At 72.5% G+C, this 23081-nt stretch carries 23 protein-coding genes; 9 read left to right on the top strand and 14 right to left on the bottom strand.

Features of this window, described 5'->3' with window-relative positions:
* Positions 1-149 precede the first annotated feature (149 nt).
* Positions 150-1496: an MDR family MFS transporter gene (locus tag ACWCO8_RS27465; protein WP_451034502.1), complete on the top strand. Its 1347-nt coding sequence runs from the start codon at positions 150-152 to the stop codon at positions 1494-1496.
* Here the strand turns inward: ACWCO8_RS27465 and ACWCO8_RS27470 are convergent.
* The 3 genes from ACWCO8_RS27470 to mshA form a co-directional block, all read right to left on the bottom strand.
* Positions 1486-3156 carry a glycosyl hydrolase family 28-related protein gene (locus ACWCO8_RS27470; RefSeq protein ID WP_451034503.1) on the bottom strand — a complete coding sequence of 557 codons (1671 nt, stop codon included), beginning with the start codon at positions 3154-3156 and terminating at the stop codon, positions 1486-1488. The two genes, ACWCO8_RS27465 and ACWCO8_RS27470, sit on opposite strands and share 11 nt — an antisense overlap.
* A gap of 121 nt (positions 3157-3277) precedes the next feature.
* Positions 3278-3784: a YbjN domain-containing protein gene (locus tag ACWCO8_RS27475; protein WP_451034504.1), complete on the bottom strand. Its 507-nt coding sequence runs from the start codon at positions 3782-3784 to the stop codon at positions 3278-3280.
* A complete protein-coding gene (gene mshA / locus ACWCO8_RS27480) occupies positions 3777-5120 on the bottom strand; it encodes a D-inositol-3-phosphate glycosyltransferase (protein ID WP_451034505.1) in 1344 nt (447 codons plus the stop codon). Before mshA ends, ACWCO8_RS27475 begins: the two co-directional genes overlap by 8 nt.
* Positions 5121-5361: 241 nt before the next feature.
* Here mshA and ACWCO8_RS27485 point away from each other — a divergent pair, with 241 nt between their 5' ends.
* The 3 genes from ACWCO8_RS27485 to ACWCO8_RS27495 all read left to right on the top strand — a co-directional run bounded on the left by ACWCO8_RS27485 (position 5362) and on the right by ACWCO8_RS27495 (position 9067).
* Positions 5362-6168 carry a class I SAM-dependent methyltransferase gene (locus tag ACWCO8_RS27485; protein WP_451034506.1) on the top strand — a complete coding sequence of 269 codons (807 nt, stop codon included), beginning with the start codon at positions 5362-5364 and terminating at the stop codon, positions 6166-6168.
* Positions 6169-6405: 237 nt separating this feature from the next.
* Complete coding sequence (locus ACWCO8_RS27490) at positions 6406-7473, top strand: NlpC/P60 family protein (protein WP_451034507.1); 1068 nt, start codon at positions 6406-6408, stop codon at positions 7471-7473.
* 322 nt (positions 7474-7795) lie between these two features.
* Complete coding sequence (locus ACWCO8_RS27495; RefSeq protein WP_451034508.1) at positions 7796-9067, top strand: PP2C family protein-serine/threonine phosphatase; 1272 nt, start codon at positions 7796-7798, stop codon at positions 9065-9067.
* 37 nt (positions 9068-9104) lie between these two features.
* Here the strand turns inward: ACWCO8_RS27495 and ACWCO8_RS27500 are convergent, their stop codons facing one another.
* The 4 genes from ACWCO8_RS27500 to ACWCO8_RS27515 all read right to left on the bottom strand — a co-directional run bounded on the left by ACWCO8_RS27500 (position 9105) and on the right by ACWCO8_RS27515 (position 11272).
* Positions 9105-9446 carry a DUF2516 family protein gene (locus ACWCO8_RS27500; protein WP_362007673.1) on the bottom strand — a complete coding sequence of 114 codons (342 nt, stop codon included), beginning with the start codon at positions 9444-9446 and terminating at the stop codon, positions 9105-9107.
* Positions 9447-9532: 86 nt separating this feature from the next.
* Positions 9533-10114 (bottom strand): hypothetical protein, encoded by a 582-nt coding sequence (locus ACWCO8_RS27505; RefSeq protein WP_451034509.1) that lies wholly within the window; start codon positions 10112-10114, stop codon positions 9533-9535.
* A gap of 29 nt (positions 10115-10143) precedes the next feature.
* Positions 10144-10590 (bottom strand): helix-turn-helix domain-containing protein, encoded by a 447-nt coding sequence (locus ACWCO8_RS27510; RefSeq protein WP_451034510.1) that lies wholly within the window; start codon positions 10588-10590, stop codon positions 10144-10146.
* A gap of 61 nt (positions 10591-10651) precedes the next feature.
* Complete coding sequence (locus tag ACWCO8_RS27515) at positions 10652-11272, bottom strand: TetR/AcrR family transcriptional regulator (protein WP_451034511.1); 621 nt, start codon at positions 11270-11272, stop codon at positions 10652-10654.
* A 73-nt stretch (positions 11273-11345) separates the two neighbouring features.
* On the opposite strand from ACWCO8_RS27515, the gene ACWCO8_RS27520 reads away from it, so the two are divergent.
* Positions 11346-11750 (top strand): hypothetical protein, encoded by a 405-nt coding sequence (locus ACWCO8_RS27520; protein ID WP_451034512.1) that lies wholly within the window; start codon positions 11346-11348, stop codon positions 11748-11750.
* 31 nt (positions 11751-11781) lie between these two features.
* Here ACWCO8_RS27520 and rox read toward each other — a convergent pair whose 3' ends face one another.
* Entirely contained in the window at positions 11782-13218 is a 1437-nt protein-coding gene (gene rox / locus ACWCO8_RS27525; protein WP_451034513.1) for a rifampin monooxygenase, read from the bottom strand.
* A 293-nt stretch (positions 13219-13511) separates the two neighbouring features.
* Entirely contained in the window at positions 13512-13883 is a 372-nt protein-coding gene (locus ACWCO8_RS27530) for a winged helix-turn-helix transcriptional regulator (RefSeq protein WP_451034514.1), read from the bottom strand.
* A 49-nt stretch (positions 13884-13932) separates the two neighbouring features.
* Here ACWCO8_RS27530 and ACWCO8_RS27535 point away from each other — a divergent pair, with 49 nt between their 5' ends.
* The 3 genes from ACWCO8_RS27535 to ACWCO8_RS27545 all read left to right on the top strand — a co-directional run bounded on the left by ACWCO8_RS27535 (position 13933) and on the right by ACWCO8_RS27545 (position 16952).
* Entirely contained in the window at positions 13933-14868 is a 936-nt protein-coding gene (locus ACWCO8_RS27535; RefSeq protein WP_451034515.1) for an NAD(P)-dependent oxidoreductase, read from the top strand.
* A gap of 38 nt (positions 14869-14906) precedes the next feature.
* The gene (locus ACWCO8_RS27540) at positions 14907-15392 is read left to right on the top strand and encodes a MarR family winged helix-turn-helix transcriptional regulator (protein WP_451034516.1); all 486 of its coding nucleotides are present in this window, start codon (positions 14907-14909) and stop codon (positions 15390-15392) included.
* Positions 15393-15494: 102 nt separating this feature from the next.
* On the top strand, positions 15495-16952 hold the full coding sequence (locus ACWCO8_RS27545; RefSeq protein WP_451034517.1) for an MFS transporter: 1458 nt from the start codon (positions 15495-15497) through the stop codon (positions 16950-16952).
* On the opposite strand, the gene ACWCO8_RS27550 is transcribed toward ACWCO8_RS27545, so the two are convergent.
* A complete protein-coding gene (locus tag ACWCO8_RS27550; RefSeq protein WP_451034518.1) occupies positions 16873-17814 on the bottom strand; it encodes a DMT family transporter in 942 nt (313 codons plus the stop codon). The two genes, ACWCO8_RS27545 and ACWCO8_RS27550, sit on opposite strands and share 80 nt — an antisense overlap.
* A 72-nt stretch (positions 17815-17886) precedes the next feature.
* On the opposite strand from ACWCO8_RS27550, the gene ACWCO8_RS27555 reads away from it, so the two are divergent.
* Positions 17887-18816 (top strand): LysR family transcriptional regulator, encoded by a 930-nt coding sequence (locus tag ACWCO8_RS27555; protein ID WP_451034519.1) that lies wholly within the window; start codon positions 17887-17889, stop codon positions 18814-18816.
* Here the strand turns inward: ACWCO8_RS27555 and ACWCO8_RS27560 are convergent.
* The 4 genes from ACWCO8_RS27560 to ACWCO8_RS27575 all read right to left on the bottom strand — a co-directional run bounded on the left by ACWCO8_RS27560 (position 18770) and on the right by ACWCO8_RS27575 (position 23010).
* Positions 18770-19384 carry a GNAT family N-acetyltransferase gene (locus ACWCO8_RS27560; RefSeq protein ID WP_451034520.1) on the bottom strand — a complete coding sequence of 205 codons (615 nt, stop codon included), beginning with the start codon at positions 19382-19384 and terminating at the stop codon, positions 18770-18772. The genes ACWCO8_RS27555 and ACWCO8_RS27560 overlap by 47 nt on opposite strands.
* A gap of 61 nt (positions 19385-19445) precedes the next feature.
* A complete protein-coding gene (locus ACWCO8_RS27565) occupies positions 19446-21479 on the bottom strand; it encodes a HelD family protein (RefSeq protein WP_451034521.1) in 2034 nt (677 codons plus the stop codon).
* A gap of 89 nt (positions 21480-21568) precedes the next feature.
* Positions 21569-22186: a TetR/AcrR family transcriptional regulator gene (locus tag ACWCO8_RS27570; protein WP_451034522.1), complete on the bottom strand. Its 618-nt coding sequence runs from the start codon at positions 22184-22186 to the stop codon at positions 21569-21571.
* Positions 22183-23010 (bottom strand): TetR/AcrR family transcriptional regulator, encoded by an 828-nt coding sequence (locus ACWCO8_RS27575; protein WP_451034523.1) that lies wholly within the window; start codon positions 23008-23010, stop codon positions 22183-22185. Before ACWCO8_RS27575 ends, ACWCO8_RS27570 begins: the two co-directional genes overlap by 4 nt.
* Positions 23011-23081: the final 71 nt, after the last annotated feature.

A 23081-nucleotide genomic window follows, 5' to 3' on the forward strand; every position in this document is an offset into this window, starting at 1 on the left:
GCCTAAACGACGGCAGGGGCCCCACGCGCACCGTGGACAGTCCGTGGACGGTTGACGGTCGCCGTCAATTCACTGGCGTCCGGGAAGGCCCGACTCGTAAGTTACGTGTCTGCACAGCGACACTTACAGGCACGGGGAGCCCGCCACACATGTCCTTCGACTCGTTTCGACGATCAGCCCGCGCCACCGTCTCCGGTCTCCCGCGCGGTTTCTGGTGGCTCTGGCTCTCCACCCTCGTCAACCGGACCGGCGCCTTCGTCCTGACCTTCCTGTCGCTGTACCTGACCCAGGAGCTCGGCCACTCCGCCTGGTTCGCCGGGCTCGTCGTCGCCCTGCACGGCCTCGGCGGCGTCGCCGGTTCGCCGCTCGGCGGCACCCTCACCGACAAGTGGGGCCGCCGGCCCACGATGGTCACCATGCACCTGGTGACGGCCACCTGCGCCGCCGCCCTCGCCCTGGTCACCACCGCATGGGGCGTCGCCGCCGTGGTCCTGCTCATGGGCATCTCCATGCAGGCCGTCCGGCCGTCCATCCAGGCGACCATCACCGACATGGTCCCCGAGCACGACCGCCGCCGCGCCTTCGCCCTCAACTACTGGGCCCTCAACCTCGGCTTCGCCGTCGCCGCCTTCGGCGGTGGCGCCGCGATCTTCCTCGGCTACCGCACCCTCTTCGTCATCGAGGCCGTCGCGGTCACCCTCTGCGCCCTGATCGTCTTCCTGCGCCTCCCCGAGACCCGCCCCGAGGCCCGCCGCAACCCGGCCGGCGAGCTCGTCGAGAAGGACCGCGTCAGCGTCCTCGACGTCCTGCGCGACGCCCCGTTCCGTACGCTCGTCCTCCTCAACCTCCTCATCTGCCTCGTCTTCACCGCCCCCTGGGTCGGCCTGCCGCTCTCCATGGCGGCCACGGGACTCGAACCCTCCGCGTACGGCGCCGTCATCGCCGTCAACGGAGTCGTGATCGTCGCCTTCCAGCTGCTCGTCAACAAGGTGACCGACAAGCGCTCCCCGGCGATGCTGCTCACCGTCTCCTCGCTGCTCTTCGCCGTCGGTACGGGCGCCACCGCCCTGGCCGGCACCCCGCTCGTCTTCGCCGTCACCGTCGTCGTGTGGACCATCGGCGAGATGGTCCACGTCCCGACGAACGCCGCCGCCACCGCCAAGCTCGCCCCCGAACACGCCCGCGGCCGCTACCAGGGCGTCATGGGCATGTCCTGGGCGCTGTCCGGCTTCCTCGCGCCGATCCTCGCCGGCTGGGTCGTCGACGGGCCGGGACCGGACTTCCTCTGGATGGGTACGGGCGTCATCGGAACCCTCGCCGCGATCGGGTACATGACCCGGCTCCGCAAGGTCCTCGACGAGGACGACGCACCGGTCGCGGCCGACGGTCCGGCCGACCACACTGCCGACGGTCCGGCCGACCACACCGCCGGCAGTCCGGTCGACACTCTGGCCGACGTGAAGACCAGTACCGTCTCCCCCTCCGTCAGCGCCTGAGCTCCCGCTGCGCCTCGTACAGGTTCCGGGGGCGGACCGACCCCGGAGTCCCGTACGCCTCCACGCGCGCGTGGAGCTCGCCCGTGAAGTCCGGTACGTCGATCTGGTCGAACTCCGTGACCTCGCTGATCCCCACCGTCGCGCTGTACGGCGCGATCGTGTCGATCTTGACCAGGCCCGCCCGGCCGTTGGTCACCGTCACGTTCCAGTGCGTGAACCGGGCGCCGTACAGCGGGCCCGCCGAGGCGTCGCCGCCGTGCCGGCCGTTGTTCTCGACCGTGATCTCCGTCCGTACGTTGGCGAACGGCATGCCCCGGTGCGTGTCGAAGGCGCCCATCTCCATCACCCCGCGCGACCAGACGTTGTAGCTGGAGAGCCCCTCCACGTTGATGCCGTGGAGCTGCGTCCCCGCCGGCGCCGGGACCGTACGGGCCGCGATGCGGAAGTCCTCGATCAGGTTGTCGTGCGCGCCCTCGCGGCAGAAGTACGGGTGGTGGGAGCCGCGCCCCTCGACCCGGGTGCGGCGCAGGGTGCAGGCGGAGGCGGCGACGAGACCGAAGCCGTTGTCCACGTGCCGTACGACGATGTCGTCGGCCCAGCAGTCGTACGCGCACTGGAAGGTGACGCCGTTGTAGCCCTTGTCCAGGAGGTGCGCCGACTGCGGGGTCTCGACCGCCTCCAGGGTGAGGCCCTCCACGCCCGATCCGGTCAGGGGTTCCGCGAGCGTCGTCAGGCGCGGGTCCCACTCCGGGCGCACGTCGAGCGGGAGCGGGCGCTCCAGAGTGACCTTGCGGCCCCGTACGGAGACCACGCGGACGGGCCACTCGTGGGGCACGTACGAGGTCAGCTTGGTCTTGTCGTCCCAGTGGTACGACTCGGGCCCTGCGCCGCCGCCCGCCATGTGCTCCAGGAGCGTGTGGCCGGCGTCGTCGGCGAGGCGGAGCAGAACGACCCGGCCCCGGCGTACGGCTGACGGGTCGTCGACCGTGATCGTCCAGTCGCCGCGCCGCGCGGGGCGGACGGTGGTCAGGGTCTCCCACTCGTCGCGCTTGTTGCCGGTCCAGCCCTCGAAGGGCCAGGCCTTGGCGCGGATCGCCGCGACGAGGGAGGCGTGCCGGGCCTTCGGAGCGAGCCAGATCAGGCCACCGGCCCAGGACCAGGAGGACTTGTCGCCGCCGTAGCGCGAACCGTACGGACCGATCAGCTCGGTCAGGTTCTTCGTCGCGACGAGCTTCGTCCGGCCCGAGCCGGCGCCACGCAGGACCACGTCGCTGTGGCCGATGTGCAGGAAGTCGTCGATGCGGTACGTCCCCGGCGGGATCAGCACCGTGCCGCCGCCGCGCTCCCCCGCCTCGGCGAGCGCCCGGTTGATGGCCGCGGCCGAGTCGGCGGAGCCGTCGGGGACGGCCCCGTAGGTGAGGACGTTGGCGACGACCGGCGGCCGGTCAAGGCGGGTGGCGCCCCTGCGGGCGCCCGCGCGGCCCACGTAGGGGATCTGGGGGTGGCTGTAGGGGGCGTCGGCGTACTCGCGCCAGAGGGCGGCGGTGCGTGCGGGGGCGGGGTGTGCGGGCGCGGGGCGCGACGGGGTGAATCCCGTCGTCGTCGCGGCCACCCCGACGGCCACGGCGCCGCCCACGAACTGTCTCCTGCTGATTCCCATGAGCCCACCCTCACGATTCATGTATCTGAACGATGTTCAGATCTGCGTTGGCGGTGAGCATGGCACGGCCCAGGGTGGGTACGGAAGGGGTCGTGCGGGCCCTGGGCTAGCCCTGGGCCACTCAGGACTTCTTGGTCAGGTGAGTGAACGCGTCGAGGTTCCGGGTCGACTCGCCACGCGAGACCCGCCACTCGTACTCACGCCGGATCGCGCTCGCGAAACCCAGCTCCAGAAGGGTGTTGAAGGATCCGTCCGCCGCTTCGAGGACCGAGCCGAGCAGCCGGTCCAGCTCCTCCGGGGTGACGGCGGCCAGCGGAAGCTTGCCGGTCAGATAGATGTCGCCGAGGCCGTCGACCGCGTAACTCACGCCGTACAGCTTGAGGTTCCGCTCGAGGAGCCAGCGGTGGACGGCCGGCTCGTTCTCGTCGGGGTGACGGATGACGAAGGCGTTCAGCGAGAGGGAGTGCCGGCCCACCCGGAGGGAGAGCGTCGTGAAGAGCTTGCGCGTGCCGGGGAGTTTGACGACGTACGAGCCCGGCTCGGGCGACTCCCACTCCAGCTCCGCGTCCTTGAACGTGTCCTCGATGACCCGTCGTGCGCCCTCGCCCTGCTCAGCCCGCTCAGCCATGGTGCGAGCGTACGCGACGGCGGTGATCGTGCATCGCCGCCGTGTACACGTCCGCCGTGCCCGAGGCCGCCGTGTCCCAGCCGAAGGACTCGGCGTGCCGGGCCGCCGCCGCGCCCATCCGGTCGGTCAGCGCCGGGTCGGCGAGGAAGCGGCCGAGCGCGCGGGCGTAGTCGGCCGGGTCGTGACCCTGGACCAGGAAGCCGGTGACGTCGTCCCGTACGGCGACCGGAAGGCCGCCGACCGCCGCCGCGACGACCGGGGTCCCGGCCGCCTGCGCCTCGATGGCGACCAAGCCGAAGGACTCGCTGTACGACGGCATGACCAGCACCGACGCCGCCCGGAACCAGTCCGCGAGGCGGTCCTGGCCGACCGGCGGGTGGAAGCGGACGACGTCCGCGATGCCGAGCCGGGCGGCGAGCTTCTGCAGCCCCTCCGGCTTGGCGAGGCCGCTGCCGCTGGGCCCACCGACGATCGGCACGACCATGCGCGAGCGCAGCGAGGGATCGCGGTCCAGGAGCCGGGCCGCGGCCCGCAGCAGGATGTCGGGGGCCTTCAGGGGCTGGATCCGTCCCGCGAAGACCGGGATGAAGGCGTCGGGGGGCAGCCCGAGGCGGGCGCGGGCTGCGGCCCGGCCGTCCGCCGGGCGGAAGTGGTCCAGGTTCACGCCGGGGTGGACGACGGCGACCTTCGCCGGGTCCGCGTCGTAGAAGCGGACGAGCTCGTCGGCCTCCTCCGCGGTGTTGGCGATCAGCCGGTCGGCGGCGTCGACGATCTGCGTCTCGCCGATCACCCGGGCCGAGGGCTCGGGCGTGTCGCCCTCCGCGAGCGCCGCGTTCTTGACCTTGGCCATGGTGTGCATGGCGTGGACGAGCGGGACACCCCAGCGCTCGGCGGCGAGCCAGCCGACGTGGCCGGAGAGCCAGTAGTGGGAGTGGACCAGGTCGTAGTGGCCGGGGCGGTGGCCCGCCCAGGCCTGCATCACGCCGTGCGTGAAGGCGCAGAGCTGGGCCGGCAGCTCCTCCTTGGCGAGGCCCTCGTACGGCCCCGCGTCCACATGGCGTACGAGAACACCCGGCGCGAGCTCGACGACCGGGGCGAGGCCGCCGGTGGTGGCCCGGGTGAAGATCTCGACCTCGATGTTGATCGCGGCGAGGCGCCTGGCCAGCTCCACGATGTACACGTTCATGCCGCCGGCGTCGCCGGTGCCCGGCTGGTGGAGGGGCGAGGTGTGGACGCTGAGCATGGCCACCCGGCGCGGGGTCCGGTGACGTCCGGGGAGCCGAAGCCGGGGCGGCGACGCCAGGGAGCCGGCGAGCCGGGACACGTACTGGCTCACGTCGACGGTCCTTCCACTGAGTGGGCACGACAAGGGGGGCGCGCGCGGCACCTTCCACGGGCGACAACGCCGGAATCGCGCCATCCATTTCCTCTTTGCCAATTCATTGCCCTGCCGGACGGCGTGGCACCGCCGCGGTGCCGTCCTCGCGGGCTCGCCCGCCACCGGCCCGCGTAGCATCCCCGCCCGCCACCGGCCCTCGCGGCACCGCCGCCCAGCACCGGGCCCGTACCCTCGTTCCATGGCCCCGCGCACCACCCGCCCCGCCGCAGCCCGCCCCGTCGGCACGGCCACCCGCGGGACCACGAACCCGAACCGGCTGCGCCGTATGGACCGCTGGATCGCCGCCACGCACGGCGCTGCCCTGCGCCGCTCCGCCGAGCCCCCCGTCGCCGTCGACCTGGGGTACGGGGCCGCCCCCTGGACCGCCGTGGAGCTCCTGACGCGGCTGCGGACGGCCGATCCGCGGACCGAGGTCGTCGGCATCGAGATCGAGCCGGCCCGGGTCGCCGCCGCCCAGCCGTACGAGCGCCCGGGCCTCACCTTCCTGCACGGCGGCTTCGAGGTCCCGGTGCCGGGCGAGGTCGCGCTGATCCGGGCCGCGAACGTGCTGCGGCAGTACGACGAGGACGAGGTCGCCGCGGTGTGGGCGCGGCTGTGCGCGCGGCTCGCGCCCGGCGGGCTGCTCGTCGAGGGGACCTGTGACGAGATCGGGCGCCGTCATGTGTGGGTGGCGCTCGACCGGTCCGGGCCGAGGACGGTCACCTTCGCGACCCGGCTCGGCTCGCTCGACCGCCCCTCCGACCTGGCGGAACGGCTGCCGAAGGCGCTGATCCACCGCAACGTGCCGGGCGAGCCGGTCCACGCGTTCCTGCGGGACTTCGACCGGGCGTGGGCGGCCGCCGCCCCGTACGCCTCGCTGGGCGCGCGGCAGCGCTGGATCCGGGCCGCGCGCGACCTGGCGGCGGACTGGCCCCTGGCCGACGGGCACCGGCGCTGGCGCCAGGGCGAGGTGACGGTCCGCTGGGAGGCACTGGCGCCCCGCTGAAGGACCAATTGCCGGTGAATTCCTGGTCGATCGGGAACGCAACTCCCTTCCCACCCGTCCCGTCTGGGGGAGAGTGACCCGACAGGGCCCGGTATCCCCTGTCGCTTTGAGGTCACGCGTGGCACTATCGCCAAGGTCGCCACCAAGTTACTGACGGTAAATCAGATACCGGCTGCGCGATGTACTGGCGATGTACGACATACGAGTTACGGGTGCGGGCCGTACGAGGGGGAGCTTGTGAACCGACGCCGCTGTGTGAACGCCGCGATCACCGTGGTCTGCGCCCTGACGGTGCTCGTCTCACCCGCGCTGACGGTCGGAGCCTCGGCGGCTCCGCTGCCTCCAGGAACGCCCACCGCGCCCGCCGCGCCGAAGAAGACCCTCGAAGAGGTACGCAAGGAGATCGAGGGCCTGTACCGGCAGGCGGCCGCCGCCACCGACGCGTACAACCTCGCCGAGGAGCAGACCAAGGAGCAGTCCGCCGAGATCGTGCGGCTGGCCCAGATGATCGTGGCCGGCAACGAGAAGGTCGACGCGCTCAAGGCCCAGGCGGGCGCCGCGGCCCGCGCCCAGTACCGCAACGGCGGTCTGCCCGACGGCGCCCAGTTCGTCCTCACCGACGACCCGCAGCTCTTCCTGGACAACGCCGGCCGGTTCAAGGAGGGCCAGAAGGCCACCAAGGACCTGCTGGCCGAAATGGTCCGGACCCAGGCCCAGTTGACCGTGTACGCCAAGGACGCGGGCACCAACTGGACCAAGCTGGAGGCCAACCGCGTCAAGCAGGCGGCGGCCAAGAAGGACATCAACGACAAAATAGCCGCGGCGAAGAAGCTGGAGTCCACGCTGGCGGCCGAGGAGCTGGAGCGGCTGCGGCGCCTGGAGGAGCAGGAGCAGTACCGCCAGCAGACCGCCTGGGTGAACACCGGCGTCCTCAAGGGCCTGAACACCACGGCGACACCGCAGGGCAAGCGGGCGGTGGAGTTCGCGACGTCGCAGATCGGCAAGCCGTACGTCTGGGGGGCCGAGGGCCCGGACTCGTACGACTGCTCGGGCCTGACCCAGCGCGCCTGGGGCACGGCCGGCCGGAACATTCCGCGCACCTCGCAGGAGCAGTGGCGGTTGCTGCCCAAGGTGGACATCAAGGACATGCGCCCCGGTGACCTGATCGTCTACTTCAAGGACGCCAGCCACATCGGCATGTACGTCGGAAACGGCGCGATGGTGCACGCCCCGCGCCCGGGCCGGGACGTCACACTCGCCGGCGCGGGCTCGATGGAGATCCTGGGCGTGGTCCGCCCGGAGTGAGGCGCTCGGGGTGACGGGCGCTCGGGGTGACGGGTGCTCGGAGTGACGGGCGCTCGGGGTGACAGGCGCGAAGTCACCCGCCCGGAGCGACGGGCGCGGAGTGCCGCGCTCCGAGTGACCGCGCTCACCTCGGTGGCGTGATGTTCGTCATGACCCGGAGGGCAACATCCTCCCCATGCGCGGCATATGCCAACGGCTCTTCGGCGCTCGTACCCTGATCACCATTCCGCTCCCCCGTGCGCTACCGCTATGGTCCCCGTCTGGCGGGACGTCGTTCGTCGCCCCGCCGCGCCCTCGGGGGGAGGGAAGGAAACCGCGACCGATGTCCGTACCCGTACCGCGCCAGAGAAACGTCTCTGCGGCGGCGCCCGGCGCTGTTGCCACCGCTGCGACCACGGCGACCGGCACCGGCTCCGGCACCGATCTCACCCTGCTGGTCGTCGAGGACGACCCCGCGGGCGCCCTCGCCGTACCCGAGATGCTCGACGACCGGGACGGGACCCGCGTCCGCATCCGTACCGCCCGCAACCTGACCGAGGCCGAGCGGCTGCTCACCGACGACGTCCACTGCGTCCTGGTCGACCTGGCCCTGCCCGGCCCCCGCGCGTCCGGTGACGACCCGCTCGCGCCCCTGCGCCAGATCCTGCGGCTCGCCCCGCGCCACGCCGTCCTGGCCCTCGCGGCCTCGGCCGACGCGGAGCTGGCGGCGGAGGCGGTACGGGTCGGGGCGCAGGACCACCTCTTCCGCGAGGAACTCGACGGCCGGCTGCTGAGCCGGGCGATCCGGTACGCGGTCGAGCGCAAGCGCGCCGACGCGGTCCAGGTGAAGCTGACCGAGTCGCGGCTGCGGGCCCAGGAGAACGCCCGCCTGGAGCGCGGGCTGCTGCCCACCCCGCTCCTGGAGGGCTCCGACCTGCGCTTCGCCGCCCGCTACCGGCCGGGCCGCTCCCGCGCCCTGCTCGGCGGCGACTTCTACGACACCGTCCGTACGCCGGACGGCACGGTCCACGCGATGATCGGCGACGTCTGCGGGCACGGCCCGGACGAGGCCGCGCTCGGCGTGGAGCTGCGCATCGCGTGGCGGGCGCTGACGTTCGCGGGGCTGTGCGGGGACGAGCTGCTCTCCACGCTCCAGCAGGTCCTGGAGCACGAGCGGGAGAGCGAGGAGATCTTCGCGACGCTCTGCACGGTCGACATCGCCCCGGACGGCCGCCGGGCGGGCCTCTGCCTGGCCGGCCACCCCGCACCGCTGATCGCCCGCAGGGGCCGCCCGGCGCGGCTGCTGCCGTACGAGGACGGCGGCCCGGCGCTCGGCCTGCTGCCGCGCGCCCGCTGGCCGCGCCGCCAGGTGGAGCTGGGCGGGGCGTGGAGCCTGCTGATGTACACGGACGGCCTGATCGAGGGCCGCTCGGCGGGCCCGGGCTCGCCGCGGCTCGGGCAGGACGGGATGGTCGAGATGATCAACCGGCAGCTGGCGGAGGGCCTGCGGGGCGAGGACCTGCTGGAGGCGGCGGTGACCGAGGTGCGGTCGCTGAACGGCGGCGAGCTGACGGACGACGTGGCGGTCCTGGCACTGGAAAGGGCCCGGGGATGACCCCGGACCCTTTGGCTCCGCATTCCGTTCCCGGCTGCTACCGGCCGCCGTTGTACGGCCCGTAGGGCCCGTCACTGCTGGACCCGCCGCGCCGCCCGCCGCCTCCGCCGGAGACCTGCTTGAGGGCCGGCCGGACGTCGACCATGAAGACGATCGCGGCGATGACACCGGCGATCTGCAGGAAGAGCATGTCCAGAACCAGGTTCAGCACCAGGTTGATGCCGAGGATGATCAGCCAGAACTTCTTGGTCTGCTTGTCGGCCGCGCGGTAGGCGTCCTCGCGCGCCATCGCGGCGAAGACGAAGGTGACGACGGCGAAGACGAGGAAGAACAGCCCGACCACCAGCGTGATACCCAGGTCGAATCCGTCGCGCAACATATCTGAACCGCCTCGTCAGTGGATGAACCGCCTCGCGGCCAAGGTACCCGGTACAACGCACCGGACACCCTGTTTGGTGCCCGGGCCTACTTCTCCGTGGCGCCGGCGGTCTTCTTGGCGGCCGGCTTGCGGACGGAGGTCTTCCGCGCGGGGGCCTTCTTGGCGGCGGCGTCCTGGGCCGGCACCTCGGCCTTCGTCTCCGTCTCGGCCTTCGTCTCGGCCTTCGTCTCGGGCTCGGGCTCGACGACGACGGCGATCTCGGTGATCTCCTCGGCCACCTCACCGCGCCAGGCCTTGACGGCCTCCTCGCCGTGCTCGGCGATCTCCTCGTACTTCTCGCGCGCCTTGACCGCGTACTCGGCGGCGACGCCGACGCCCCGCAGGGCGAGGTCCTGGGCGGTCTCGCCGAGCTTCTTCAGGTCGGTGTCGAGGTTGCCGACGACCTCGGCGAACTTCGACTGGACGGTGGCCTGGGCCTCCTTGGCCCGGTCGGTCACCTTCTCCTGCACGACCTTGGGGTCGGTGTTGCGCACGGCGTCGATGCGCGCGGGCGCCTCGGCGGCGATCTGCTCGATCAGGCCGGGGACCTTCTTGGCCTGCTGGACGGCGAGGTCGGCGGTGCCGGCGGCGAAGTAGAGGGGGGTACGCAGTTCTTCGATGATGGCCATGGTGGGTGGTCCTCCGGAATGTGTACGTACTAACTCGCGGTGGGTTTGGCATCGGCACCGGCGTCGTCCCCTGAGGCCACCTGACCGGCGACCGCCTGATCGGTGGCCGCCTCCGCGGCCTCCGCCGCCTCTGCGGCGTTCTCCTTGCGGAAGGAGTCGTAGATCTGGAGCAGCACCTGCTTCTGCCGCTCGTTGATCGAGGGATCGGCCAGGATGACGGCGCGCGTCTCCAGCTCGTCCCGCTCCTTCTCGTCGAGGATCCCGGCCCGCACGTACAGCGTCTCGGCGGAGATCCGCAGCGCCTTGGCGACCTGCTGCAACACCTCGGCGCTCGGCTTGCGCAGGCCGCGCTCGATCTGGCTCAGATAGGGATTGGACACCCCGGCGGCCTCCGCGAGCTGCCGCAACGACAGCTGCGCGGTGCGCCGCTGCTCACGGAGGTACTCGCCAAGATTGCCGACGTTGAGTGATGCCATGCTGCGAAGATGCCACCCCGCGCTAACTATTGCAAGCACCCGCTTGCAATAGTGTCGCGCTTCATACGCCTCCGTCGGGCTCGACGAGGGACGCGTCGGAGGCCAAGGCGCGGGCTGCGGTGGCGAAGTACTGTTCGTCCGCGCCGGCGGCGAGGCCGAGGAGGACGCCCTGGCTGAGGCCGACGAACAGGGCCCTGAGGGCGGTGGCCAGGAGGTGGGACTGGTGGGGCGTCACGACGCCGCCGTTGTGCGGGCGCCCGGCGAACAGTGCGGCCAGGTGGCTCTCCTGCGCGCGGACGGACGTGGCGAGTTGTGCGCCCAGGTCCGGGTCGTGCAGGGCCATGTCCAGCAGGGTGATCTGCAGTGACAGGCGAGGCAGCGCGTCGGGGGCGTCGCAGCCGCGCCGGTAGTGCCGGGCGAAGGCGTCGACCGCTTCGAGCAGGTCCGCTTCCGCCGGGACCAGCTGCTCGATCTCTTCGTAGTACGGCTCCAGGTGGTCGGCGACCAGGGCGACCACCAGGCCGTTCTTGCTCCCGAAGAGGGAGTAGACGGCACCCGTGGTCAGGCCCGCGCGTTCGACGATCTCTTCGAGCTTGGCCCGGTAGCCGTCCCGCGAAACGACCTGGAAGGCAGCGTCCAGCAGGGCGCGGCGGTTGCGTTCCCTGGTCTCCGCTCTCGTCATTCTCATAATTCGATTATTACCGTAATCTCGTTACGGAACTAGTCGGACGAGCGCGCTTCAGGGAGGAACACTCATGCCCCAGGCCCTGGCACCAGCAGTGACCCGCAGCATGGCGGGCGTCATCGCCGACGGCGTCTTCAAGGTGGTGCTCGCCGTCGCCTTCCTCGCCGGCGCCGCCCCGCTCGGCCGGCTGCTCGGCACGTCCACGTGGCTGATGGCGGCCGCCGGTGTCGCCCTGCTGATCGGCGGGGGCATCGAGATCGCGTACATGCGTAGACGATCCATGCGCACGTACACCCGGCTGATGGTCGCCTACGACAGCGGTTGGGTCCTCGCGGCCCTCGTCGGCGTTCTGATCGCGTGGCAGGGCGGGAGCGGCGGGGGCGAGGTCTGGGTCGGGTACCAGACCGTCGCCCCCTTCGCGTTCGCCGCCCTGCTCCTCGCGGCCGGTCCGGGTCGGGGCGCCGTCTCGGACTGAGCGAGACGGCGCCCCGGCCGCCGCGTAGCCGTCAGCCAGTGGTCTCCGCGCCGAACCAGCGGTGCAGGGCCGCCCGGAGGTCCTCCGGGTTGTCGCCCGCCCAGGCCACGTGGCCGTCCGGGCGGAGGAGGACCGCGGGGGCGGTCAACTCCTCGCCGGTGTCCACGACGTGGTCGACGCGGTCCGTCCAGCCGGTCGCCTGGAGGGTGCCGGTCTGGTCGAGGAGCAGGCCGCGGCCGGTGCGGGTGAGTTCGTACAGGCGGCCGTTCTTCAGCTGGAGGTCGCGCAGGCGGCTGCCCAGCAGTTCGTGGCCCTCGCCGAAGTCGTAACGGACACCGAGGGCGGTGATCTTCTCGATCAGGCGCCGGTTGACCTCCTCGATGTCCATCAGCTCCGCGAGCAGCCGCCGCACCGACTGGGGGCCCGGCTCCACGCGCATCAGCTCCATCTGCGCGCGGGTGTTGTCCAGGACGTCGGCGGCGACCGGGTGCCGTTCGGCCTCGTAGCTGTCGAGGAGGCCCTCCGGCGCCCAGCCGTTGACGTCGGCCGCCAGCTTCCAGCCGAGGTTGAAGGCGTCCTGGACACCGAGGTTGAGCCCCTGCCCGCCCGTCGGCGGGTGGATGTGCGCCGCGTCGCCCGCGAGGAACACCCGGCCGACCCGGTACCGCTCGGCCTGCCGGGTCGCGTCGCCGAAGCGGGAGAGCCAGCGCGGCGAGTGCACGCCGAAGTCGGTGCCGGCCACCGCCCGCAGCCGCTCCTTGAACTCCTCGAAGGTCGGCGGGACCGTACGGTCCTCGCGCACCCCGTCGGCGGGCACGATGACGCGGTAGAGCCCCTCCCCCAGCGGCCCGGCGCCGAACCGCTTCTGCGTCCGGCGGACCTCGGCCATCACCGCGGCCACCTCGTCCGGGTCCGCGGTCAGCTCCATCTCGCCGAGCAGCGTGTCGATCCGGCTGGGCTCGCCGGGGAACGCGACGCCGATCAGCTTGCGTACGGTGCTGCGACCGCCGTCGCAGCCGACGAGGTGGCGCGCGCGCAGCCGGGTTCCGTCGGCCAGCTCGGCGGTCACCCCCTCCTCGTCCTGGTCCAGCGCGACCAGCAGCGAGCCGCGCCGGATGTCCGCGCCCAGTTCGACGGCGCGCTCGGCGAGGAGGCGGTCGACGACGGGCTGCGGGATGCCGAGGACGTACGGGTGGGCGGTGTCGAGGCGCGGCGCGGGCTTGGTGATACCGGCGAAGAACCCGCCGCCGACCGGGTACTGCTTGCCGAGCGGGAGGAACCGTTCCAGCAGGCCGCGCTGGTCCATCACCTCGACGCTTCGCGCGTGCAGGCCGAGCGCGCGGACCACCTTGGTCGGCTCCGCGTCCCGCTCGAGCACGACCACCCGCACATCCTGCAGGCGCAGCTCGGCGGCGAGCATCAGACCGGTCGGCCCGCCACCGACCACGATCACGTCAACGTCGTACATGGGTCCCCCAGAGTGCTCTCGAACAGAGCAGGAAATACGGACAATTAGGAAGCTTCCTGCTCAGGTCGACGATTCTGCACCACACCGGGGGCCTTGCCGCAAGGCCCCCCATGCGCTATATCTTGAGAGTGGCAAGGGGCTCGTCCTCCTTGCCTTTTCTGTTTTCCGGGGGCTTTCAGTCGCTCCCGTACGCACCTCCCCCACGTAGCCACTTTTTTGTGGGTACTTGGCGACGAGCGGCCGGGCGGCGAACCTGGTGAGGCCGACGGAGGGGAGATGGCGGTGCGAAGAGGTCAGGACGCGGCCGGGCGGATCTCGGCGGCCCGGGCGTGCTCCGTGAGCTTCTCCAGGCGGCGGTGGCCCCAGTCGGAGAGGGGCGCGAGCGCCGTCGCCAGCTCCGCGCCGAACTCCGTCAGCGAGTACTCGGTCTTCAGCGGAAGCGTGTCGTACACCTGCCGGTGCACCAGCCCGTCGGTCTCCATCTCGCGGAGCGACTGAGTCAGTACCTTCTCGCTGAGGCCGGGCAGGAGGCGGCGCAGCTCGCCCGGGCGGCGCGGGCCCGACTCCAGCAGCCACAGCAGGGTCGTCTTCCACTTGCCGTCGATGACCGCGATCGCCGCGGTCACTCCACAGACGTCCGTGTCCTGGGCCCGACCGCGCGTCACCCTCGCCCCCTTTGTCACTGATCACCACTGTACGTACGGGAGTTGAAGCATGCCCTCAGCCATCGAGCAGTCCGCCAACACCGCCACCGTCACCGTACTCGGCCTCGGGCCGATGGGCCGGGCCCTCGCGGGCGCCTTCCTGGACGCCGGGGTACGCACCACCGTCTGGAACCGGACACCCGGCCGCGAGCGGGAGCTGGTCGCGCGCGGCGCGACCGGCGCCGGCTCCGTCGAGGAGGCGGTCGCGGCGAGCGAGCTGACCGTGGTCTGCGTCGTGAACTACGACGCGGTGGACGCCGTCCTGCGGCCCGGGGCGGTCACCGGCGCGCTCAAGGGGCGGACGGTGGTCAACCTGACCGCCGACACCCCGGACCGGGCCCGGTCCACCGCCGCCTGGGCGGCCGAGCACGGCATCCGCTACCTGGACGGCGCGATCATGACCCCGACGTCCACCATCGGGACCCCTGACGCGGTGTTCCTGCACAGCGGCCCGGCGGAGCTGTACCGCGCACACCGTCCCGTACTGGACACCCTCGGTGGCACCCACACCCATCTCGGCGAGGACCCCGGCCGGGCGGCGGCCTACGACATCGCGCTGCTCGACATCTTCTGGACCGCCATGGCCGGGTACGCCCACGCCCTCGCGGTCGCGCGGGCGGAGGGGATCAGCGCGCGGGACCTGGCGCCGTTCGCGAAGGGCATCGGCACGATCCTCCCGCCGATCTTCGAGGAGAGCGCCGAGGAGGTGGACGGCGGGATCTTCTCGGGCGCGGACAACCCGCTCACCTCGGCGGCCTCGTCCATGACCCACATCGTGCACGCGTCGGAGGCGCACGGCATCGACGCCGGCGTGATGCGCGCGGCCGAGGGCCTCGCCCGGCGCGCCATCGCGGAGGGCCACGGCGGCGACGGCTTCCTCCGGATCAGCGAACTCCTGAGCCGAGGCCAGGGCGAAAGCCGAGGGGCCACCTCGTCCGCTTCCTGATAATCCACGACGGATCGACTTCCCCTACCCTGGCTGACATGACAGCCATGGCACCCACCCGCACCGAGCCCGATCTCTCCTTCCTCCTCGACCACACCAGCCACGTCCTGCGGACGCGGATGAGCGCCGAGCTCGGGGAGATCGGGCTCACCCCGCGCATGCACTGCGTCCTCGTGCACGCCCTGGAGCAGGAGCGCACGCAGGCGCAGCTGGCCGAGATCGGGGACATGGACAAGACCACGATGGTCGTCACCGTCGACGCGCTGGAGGCGGCCGGCCTCGCCGAGCGCCGGCCGTCGAGCACCGACCGGCGGGCCCGGATCATCGCGGTCACCGAAGAGGGGGCGAAGGCCGCCGCGAAGAGCCAGAAGATCGTCGACGGGGTCCACGAGAACGCCCTGGCCTCGCTCCCCGACGAGGAGCGCGAGGTGCTGGTGCGCGCCCTGAACCGCCTGGTCACAGGGCATCTGGAGACCCCCGTGGAGAGCGCGCGACCGGCCCGGCGCGCCCGCCAGAAGGGCTGAGAGCCACCGATCGCCCAAACCCTCGATCTGTAAAAGATAGTCTGCAACGGAACTATCTGTTACGGTCTTTCTTGTTGCCCTCCCTCGCACAGGAGAGACCTCATGACCGCCGTTGCCACCCGCCCCCGCTCCCACTCCCTCGCCCTCGGCGTCCTCGCCACGGGGATGCTGATGACCGTCCTCGACGGGAGCATCGTCACCGTCGCCATGCCCGCCATCCAGAGCGACCTCGGCTTCACCCCGGCCGGCCTCAGCTGGGTCGTCAACGCCTACCTGATCGCGTTCGGCTCGCTGCTCCTCCTCGCCGGCCGCCTCGGCGACCTGATCGGCCGCAGACGGATGTTCCTCGCGGGTACGGGAGTGTTCACCGCCGCCTCCCTGCTCGCCGGTGTCGCCGCCTCCCCGGAGGTCCTGATCGCCGCCCGCTTCCTCCAGGGCATCGGCAGCGCGATGGCCTCCGCCGTGAGCCTCGGTATCCTCGTCACGCTCTTCACCGAACCCCGCGAACGCGCCCGCGCCATCGCCGTGTTCAGCTTCACCGGCGCGGCCGGCGCGTCCATCGGACAGGTACTCGGCGGGATCCTGACCGACGCGCTCACCTGGAACTGGATCTTCTTCATCAACCTCCCCATCGGCGCCGCGACCCTCCTCGTCGCCCTCCGCGCCCTGCCCGGCGACCAGGGCCGCGGCCGCGGCGGCGTGGACCTTCTCGGCGCACCGCTCATCACCGCCGGCCTGATGACCGGCATCTACGCGGTCGTCACGATCGAGGAGTACGGCGCGACCTCCGCCCACACCCTCGGCCTCGGCGCGCTCTCCCTCGCCCTCCTCGCCGGCTTCGTCCTCCGCCAGGCCCGTGCGGCCGACCCGCTCATGCCGCTGCGGATCCTCCGCTCCCGCAGCGTCTCGGGCGCCAACCTCGTCCAGATGCTGATGGTCGCCGCCCTCTTCTCCTTCCAGGTCCTCGTCGCGCTCCACCTGCAGAAGGTCCTCGGGTACGGCGCCGCCGAGACCGGTCTCGCGATGCTGCCGGCCGCCGCGATCATCGGCGCGGTGTCCCTGGGCGTCTCGGCCCGCCTCATCGCCCGCTTCGGCGAGCGCTCCGTCCTGCTCACCGGGCTCGGGCTGCTCGTGGTCATGCTCGGCCTGCTCACCCGGGTCCCCGTGCACGCCTCGTACGTCACCGATCTGCTGCCCGTGATGCTGCTGGCCGCCGGTTTCGGCCTCGCGCTGCCCGCCCTGACTTCGCTGGGCATGTCCGGCGCGAAGGAGGAGGACGCGGGCCTCGCCTCGGGGCTCTTCAACACCACCCAGCAGATCGGCATGGCCCTCGGCATCGCGGTCCTCTCCACCCTGGCCGCCGCCCGCACCGAGGCCCTGACCGAGGCGGGTCGCTCCACCGCCGAGGCGCTGACCGGCGGCTACCACCTGGCCTTCGGCGTCGGCGCCGGTCTCCTCGTCGCCGCCTTCGCGGTCGCCCTCACGGTCCTGCGACAGCCGAAGAACGGCCGGCGGGCCGAGGAGGCAGCGGAGGCGCGGGTCGCCGCCCCCGTCGCGTAAGCGCCACCCCGGCCAGGACGACCGCCATCCCCGCCACCACCCGTACCGTCAACGGCTCGTCGAGCACGAGGGCCCCGAGCGCCACCGACACCACCGGCAGCAGATAGCCGACGGTCGCGGCGCTCGTCGGGCCCTCTTCGGCGATCATGCGGTAGTTGAGGTGGAAGGTGAGCCCGGTCGCGAAGACCCCGAGGACGACGACCGCCCCGACTCCCGCCCAGGTCACGGTCCCCGTGCCCCCGGCGCCAACGGCCAGCGGCGCCGGCGCGCTCAGGACCGTCGCCGCGAGCAGCTGCGCCGCCGACAGCGCCATCGGCGCGGTGCCCCCGCCCGCCAACTTGCGTGCCATGTACGCGAAGGCCACCGCGTAACTCGCCGAAGCGCCGAGCAGCGCGAGCGCTCCGACGCTCATCAGCCCCGAATCCCCGCTCCAGGGCGCGAAGATCAGCAGGATGCCCGCGAAGCCGAGGACCAGTCCTGCGACCTTCGCCGCGCCGAAGCCGCGCTCCGTGCCCAGTGCCACGCCGATGAGCAGGGACCAGAGCGGGGTGGTGGCGTTCAGGACGCCCGCGACACCGCTGTCGACGGTCTGCTGACCGATGCCGAAGAGCAGGAACGGCAGGGCGTTGCAGAAGAAGGCCGCGACGGCCAACCGCCCCCAGGTGCGCCGGTCCCGGGGCAGCCGCTGCCCGGCCGCGTACGCGAGAGCGAGCAGCACGCCCGCCCCGAGCAGGCACCGCACGAAGGTGATCCACCCCGGGGTGAGGCCGTGGTCGAGAGCCAGCTCGATCCAGAGGAAGGCCGAGCCCCAGAGCAGGGCCAGCACACCCATACGTACGCCCGTACGCGTCGCCGAAGTCATGGGCTCCACGGTCCCCGCCCCCACTCGACAGGACAAGCGAAGAATCATGCATCCAGCGTTAAGCTGTGCTACATGCTCGACGTGAGACGCATGCAGGTGCTCCGGGCCGTCGTCACCAGCGGCTCCGTCACCGCCGCCGCCGCGAACCTCGGCTACACCCCCTCCGCCGTGAGCCAGCAGATCGGTGTCCTGGAGAAGGAGGCCGGCATCGCGCTGCTCGAACGGTTCGGCCGGGGCGTCCGGCCCACCGCCGCCGGGCTGCTGCTCACCGAGCACGCGGATGTGATCGGCCGCCAGGTCGCAGAGGCCGAGACCGCCCTCGCCGACCTGCGGGCCGGGCGCACCGGTCAGGTCGCCGTGCGGTACTTCGCCACGGCGGGCGCCGACCTCGTCGCCCCGGCGCTCGCCCGCTTCCGCCGCGAACACCCGGGCGTACGCGTGGACTTGAGGATCGCCGAGGGCGCCGTGCCCGACCCGGAGGCGGACGTCACCCTGGTCGTACGCCCCAGGGGCGGCACGGATGCCGAGGGCGGCCTCCGTCTCGTCCACCTCGCCGACGACCCGTACCGCGCCGTGCTTCCCAAGGGCCACCGGTTCGCCGACCGCCGCGTCGTCGACCTGGCCGAACTCGCCGACGAGCCCTGGGTCGGCAGCGAGCGCGCGGGCCCCTGCCTCGACGCCGTCCTCGAGGCGTGCGCGGCGGCCGGGTTCACGCCGGACATCGCGGTGGAGTGCGAGGAGTACGCGACCGCCCAGGGCTTCGTCGCGGCGGGGCTCGGGATCAGCCTGGTCCCGCTGATGGGCCTGGGCAGTCGCCACCCGAACGTGGTCGTCCGCCGGCTCCGGGGGCCGGAGCCGGTGCGTTCGATCCACGCGGCGGTACGGGAGTCCTCGCTCGCCCTGCCCGCCGTACGGGGCCTCCTGACGGCGCTTCAGGAGGCCTGGTCGCCCACGGCTACGCGGCGCCCTGCCCCGGCTCGCGCCACATCGCCCACAGCGTAGGCCCGCCCCCGGGAAGCTCCAGCTCCTTCCGCACGGTGAAGCCGAAGTGCTGGTAGAAGGCCAGGTTGTCGGGCTTGGAGGACTCCAGGTAGGCGGGCATCCCCGCCGCGTCGGCCTTGGCCAGGCCCGAGCGGAGCAGGGCCGCGCCGTGCCCCTGGCCCTGGGCGGCCGGGTCGGCGCCGATCAGCGCGAGGTACCAGTGCGGCTCCTGCGGCGTGTGCTTCCCGGCTTCCTGGACGGCCGCCCCGAAGGCCGACGCGCGGTCGCCGAGGATGCCGGTGAGCTCCTGGATGGTCTCCTCGTCCGGAACGGCCTTGGCCGCCGCCTCCGGCGGCACCCAGAACGAGGCCGCCGCTCCGGTGCGTTCGCACACCGCGTGACGGACGTACTGCCGGGTGAAGAGCGTGGTGAAGTAGCGGCCGAGCGAGTCCTCGCGCGAGGCGTCGTCGGGGAAGAACCAGCGCATCATCGGGTCGTCGTCGAAGGCGCGGGTGAGGGTGCGACCGATCAGCGGTGCGTCGTCGATCGTCGCCGTTCGGGGGGTGTTCGTTATCGACATACGGGTCATTCTGCACCTTGATGATCTTGAGGCTCGGGCGGGGTCCGATCAACCCAAAAGCCCCGTCCTCTCAGGTGGCCTGAGTGCCCGTCAGACAGGCCGGCAGCGGCTCGCCGTGGACGACGTCGAGGCGCGAGACGGCCCGGGTCAGGACGACGTACAGCCGGTGCAGGCCGCGCGGCTCGGCGGCCACGATCGCGGCGGGCTCGGCGACGACGACATGGTCGTACTCAAGCCCCTTGGCCATCCGCGCGGGCAGTACGGTCAGCCGGTCGCGCGGATCACTCATGAAGCCCGACGCGTCCAGCGCCGCCGTCAGCGCCCCGACGTGCTCCTCCGCCGCGATCACCCCCACCGAACCCTCCCGCTCCAGCGCCGCCCGGACCGCATCGACGACACCGGCCACGACGTCGTCGACCCGGCCGACCTTCACCTCGCCGTCCCGGCGCAGCGAGACCCCCGCCGGCACGTCCGCGCCGAGGCCGACCTCCGGCAGCAGCCGGTTGGCGAGGTCGACGATCGCCGCCGGGACCCGGTAGCCGGTCGTCAGGGGCACGATCTCCGCCTCCGGCTTTCCCAGGTGGGCCAGTTGCTCGCGCCAGTCGCGTGCCGCCCACGGGGTGGTCCCCTGCGCCAGGTCGCCGAGGACGGTCAGGGCGCCGAAGTCCGCGCGCCGGGAGATGGCACGGCACTGCATGGGCGACAGGTCCTGGGCCTCGTCCACGACGACATGGCCGTAGCCCTCGGGGCGTTCGATCAGCCCGGCCAATTCGTCGAGGAGCACGAGGTCGGCCGCGCTCCACCGCGCCGAGCGGAAGGAGCGGGGCGGCTTCGCCCACCGGATCGCCGCCCGTTCGGCCGCCGTGAGCGCCGGGTCGCGCGGGTCGGTGAGGACGGCGGCGAGCACCTCCTCGGGGGTCGTGCGCGGCCAGCACGCGTCCACGAACTCCGAGACCGGACGCGCTCGTTCGACCCGGCGCACCCACGTGTTGCCCAGGGGCCCGGCGCGCCGTTCGGCGCGGAGCTGGAGTTCGCGGACGACCCGGGCTCGGACGCGTTCGCGGCCCGTGGCGTAGGGCGGCGCCTCCTCCCGTACCGCCGCGACGATCCGGCCGAGTACCTCCGACGGGATCCGCAGCCGCAGCGAGCCGTCGGCGAGGGCCAACTCCCCCTCCGGCAGGGCCACGCGCGCGTGGAGCGCCCGCCGCAGCACCTCCGCCATCCGTACGTCGTGCTTGACCCGCGCCGCCGCCTCGCCGTCGACGGTCCGCACCTCGTGCCGGGCGATCTCCTCGTCGAGGGTCGACTGCCGGATCCCGGTCTCGCCGAGCGCGGGCAGGACCTCGGAGATGTACGACAGGAAGGTGCGGTTGGGGCCGAGGACGAGGAGCCCGGAGCGGCGGACGCGCTGCGGGTGGGTGTAGAGGAGGTACGCGGCCCGGTGCAGGCCCACGGCGGTCTTGCCGGTGCCGGGGGCGCCCTGCACGCACACGGAGGTGCCGGGCCCGGACCGCACGAGGTCGTCCTGCTCCGGCTGGATGGTGGCGGCGATGTCCCGCATCGGGCCGACGCGCGGGCGCTCGATCTCCCCGGCGACGATCGCGCTCGCCGCCTCCTCCTCGCCGGCGGCGAGCCGCTCGTCCTCCAGGCCGGTCAGATCGGCCGAGTCGCCCGCGCTGTACGGAGCCCAGCCGAAGCGGCGCCGCCGGACCACGCCCTGCGGGTCGTGCGCGCCGGCCTGGTAGTAGGCGCGGGAGACGGGGGCCCGCCAGTCGACGACGAGGGGCGGGGCGGCCGGGTGCTCGGCGATCCGGCGGCGGCCGATGTGGTGGATCTGGCCGTCCTCGCGGTCGAGGCGGCCGAAGAACAGCGGGCCTGGCGGCTGCTCGCCGAACTCCTTGGCGCGACTGCGCAGGTGATGGCCGAGCACCTCGGCGTCGGCCCCGGAGGCGGCGACGTCCTCGCCGATGACGACCTGATCGGCGACGTCCTCGGCCATCCGGGCCAGGGCGGCACGGCACGCGTCGTGGTGGGCGCGTTCGCGACGGAGTTCGTGACGGAGTCCGAGGTCGGAGTCGGGGGTGGGGTCGGTCGACGTCGTCATGCGCCCAGGATAGACGAATAACGTTACCGAGTAACATTTATTACCGAGTACCCCTGCCGGGGCGCCCACCGGGCGGATCGCATGCCGCCCTAGTACCCCAACCCCTCCCGCAGCCCCCCGAACGCCCGCTCCACCGCCTCCACCGCCGTCCCGTACAGCGCGTCCGCGCTCTCCCCCGCGCCGATCCGGCGCACGTTCTCCTCCGCCAGGATCCGCAGGACGGCGGCGATCTGGCCGGCCGCGACCTTCGCGTCCAGGGCGTCACCGCCGCGCGCCTCCCCGAGCGCCTGCGCGAGGGCGGCTTCGGACCGGCCCTGGTACGCGTACATCCGGGCGACGAGCGCGGGCGTGCCGTACAGCAGCCGCTGGAAGGCGAGGACGGTCGGGTGGTCGCAGAGTCCGGTGACCGGGTCGCGCCGCTCCAGGCCGTCGAGGACGTGGGCCCGCAGCGCGTCGAGCGGCGCGACGCCGGCCGGGCGGCCCGCGACCACGCGCGCGGCCTCGTCCTCGTGGTCGGCGAAGCGATGGAGGGCCAGGTCCTCCTTGGCGGGGAAGTACCGGAAGAGCGTCGGCTTGGAGACGTCCGCCGCGTCCGCGATCTCCGCGACCGAGACGGCGTCGAAGCCCCGCTCCAGGAAGAGGGCGATGGCGGCGTCCGACAGGGCCTGCCGGGTCTGCTCCTTCTTCCGCTCGCGCAGCCCGCTCACCGGGAGCCCTGCCCGTCCACGAGGAGCGCGACCCCGTCGAGGATGCGCGCGAGGCCGAAGCGGAACTCGTAGTCCGGCTCGTCCGCCTCCTCCATCACGCCGGAGTCCAGCATCCGCGCGACCGCCGGATAGCGCTCGGGGTCGGCGAGGCGCCGGAGGGTGTGGCCGTAACGGGTGAGCGCCTCCTCAGGACCTTCCCCGCTCGCCCCGATGACGGCCGCGATGTCGGCCATCATCAGCGCCTCGTTCCGGACGAACCCGGAGACCAGCATGACCACGGAGACCTTGGCCCCCTCGTCGAGGCCGGTGCCGTCCAGGGCGACCATGACCCGCTCCCACCAGGCGACCGAGTTCGGGGTCGCGGGCGGTCCGGTGAGCGGCATGCGGAGCATCCAGAGGTTCTGGTGGTAGATCTCGCGCAGCTCACGGGCCCAGTGCTCGACCCCCTCGCGCCAGCCCGTCCCCGCCGGGAGCGGGGCGGGCGGCGGGCCGGTGGCGACGTCCTGCATGAGGACGTACAGCTCGCTCTTCGCGCCGACGTAGCGGTAGAGGGACATGGTCGAGACGCCGAGTTCCTTGGCGATGCGGCCCATGGAGAGGGCGTCGATCCCCTCCGTCGAGGCGACCGTCACGGCGGTGGCCACGATCCGGTCGAGGGTGAGGCCGGGCTTGGGGCCCTTGGAGGGGCGCTCCCTCAGCCCCCAGGCGGCCTCGATGCTCGCCGGCAGAAAGCTTCCGCCGCCGTCGCCCGGCACGCCCGCGCCCGGAGGACCCTCGCCCGCAGCGCCCGCGCCCCGAGCGCCCGCACCCTTCCCGTCCGCCACCACAACCGCCCGCCCTTCCTCGCTTGACGACCATCCTAGTAATGCGTAACCCTTACACAGTAACGCGTAAG

The organism is Streptomyces sp. NPDC001927 (genome assembly GCF_053594455.1).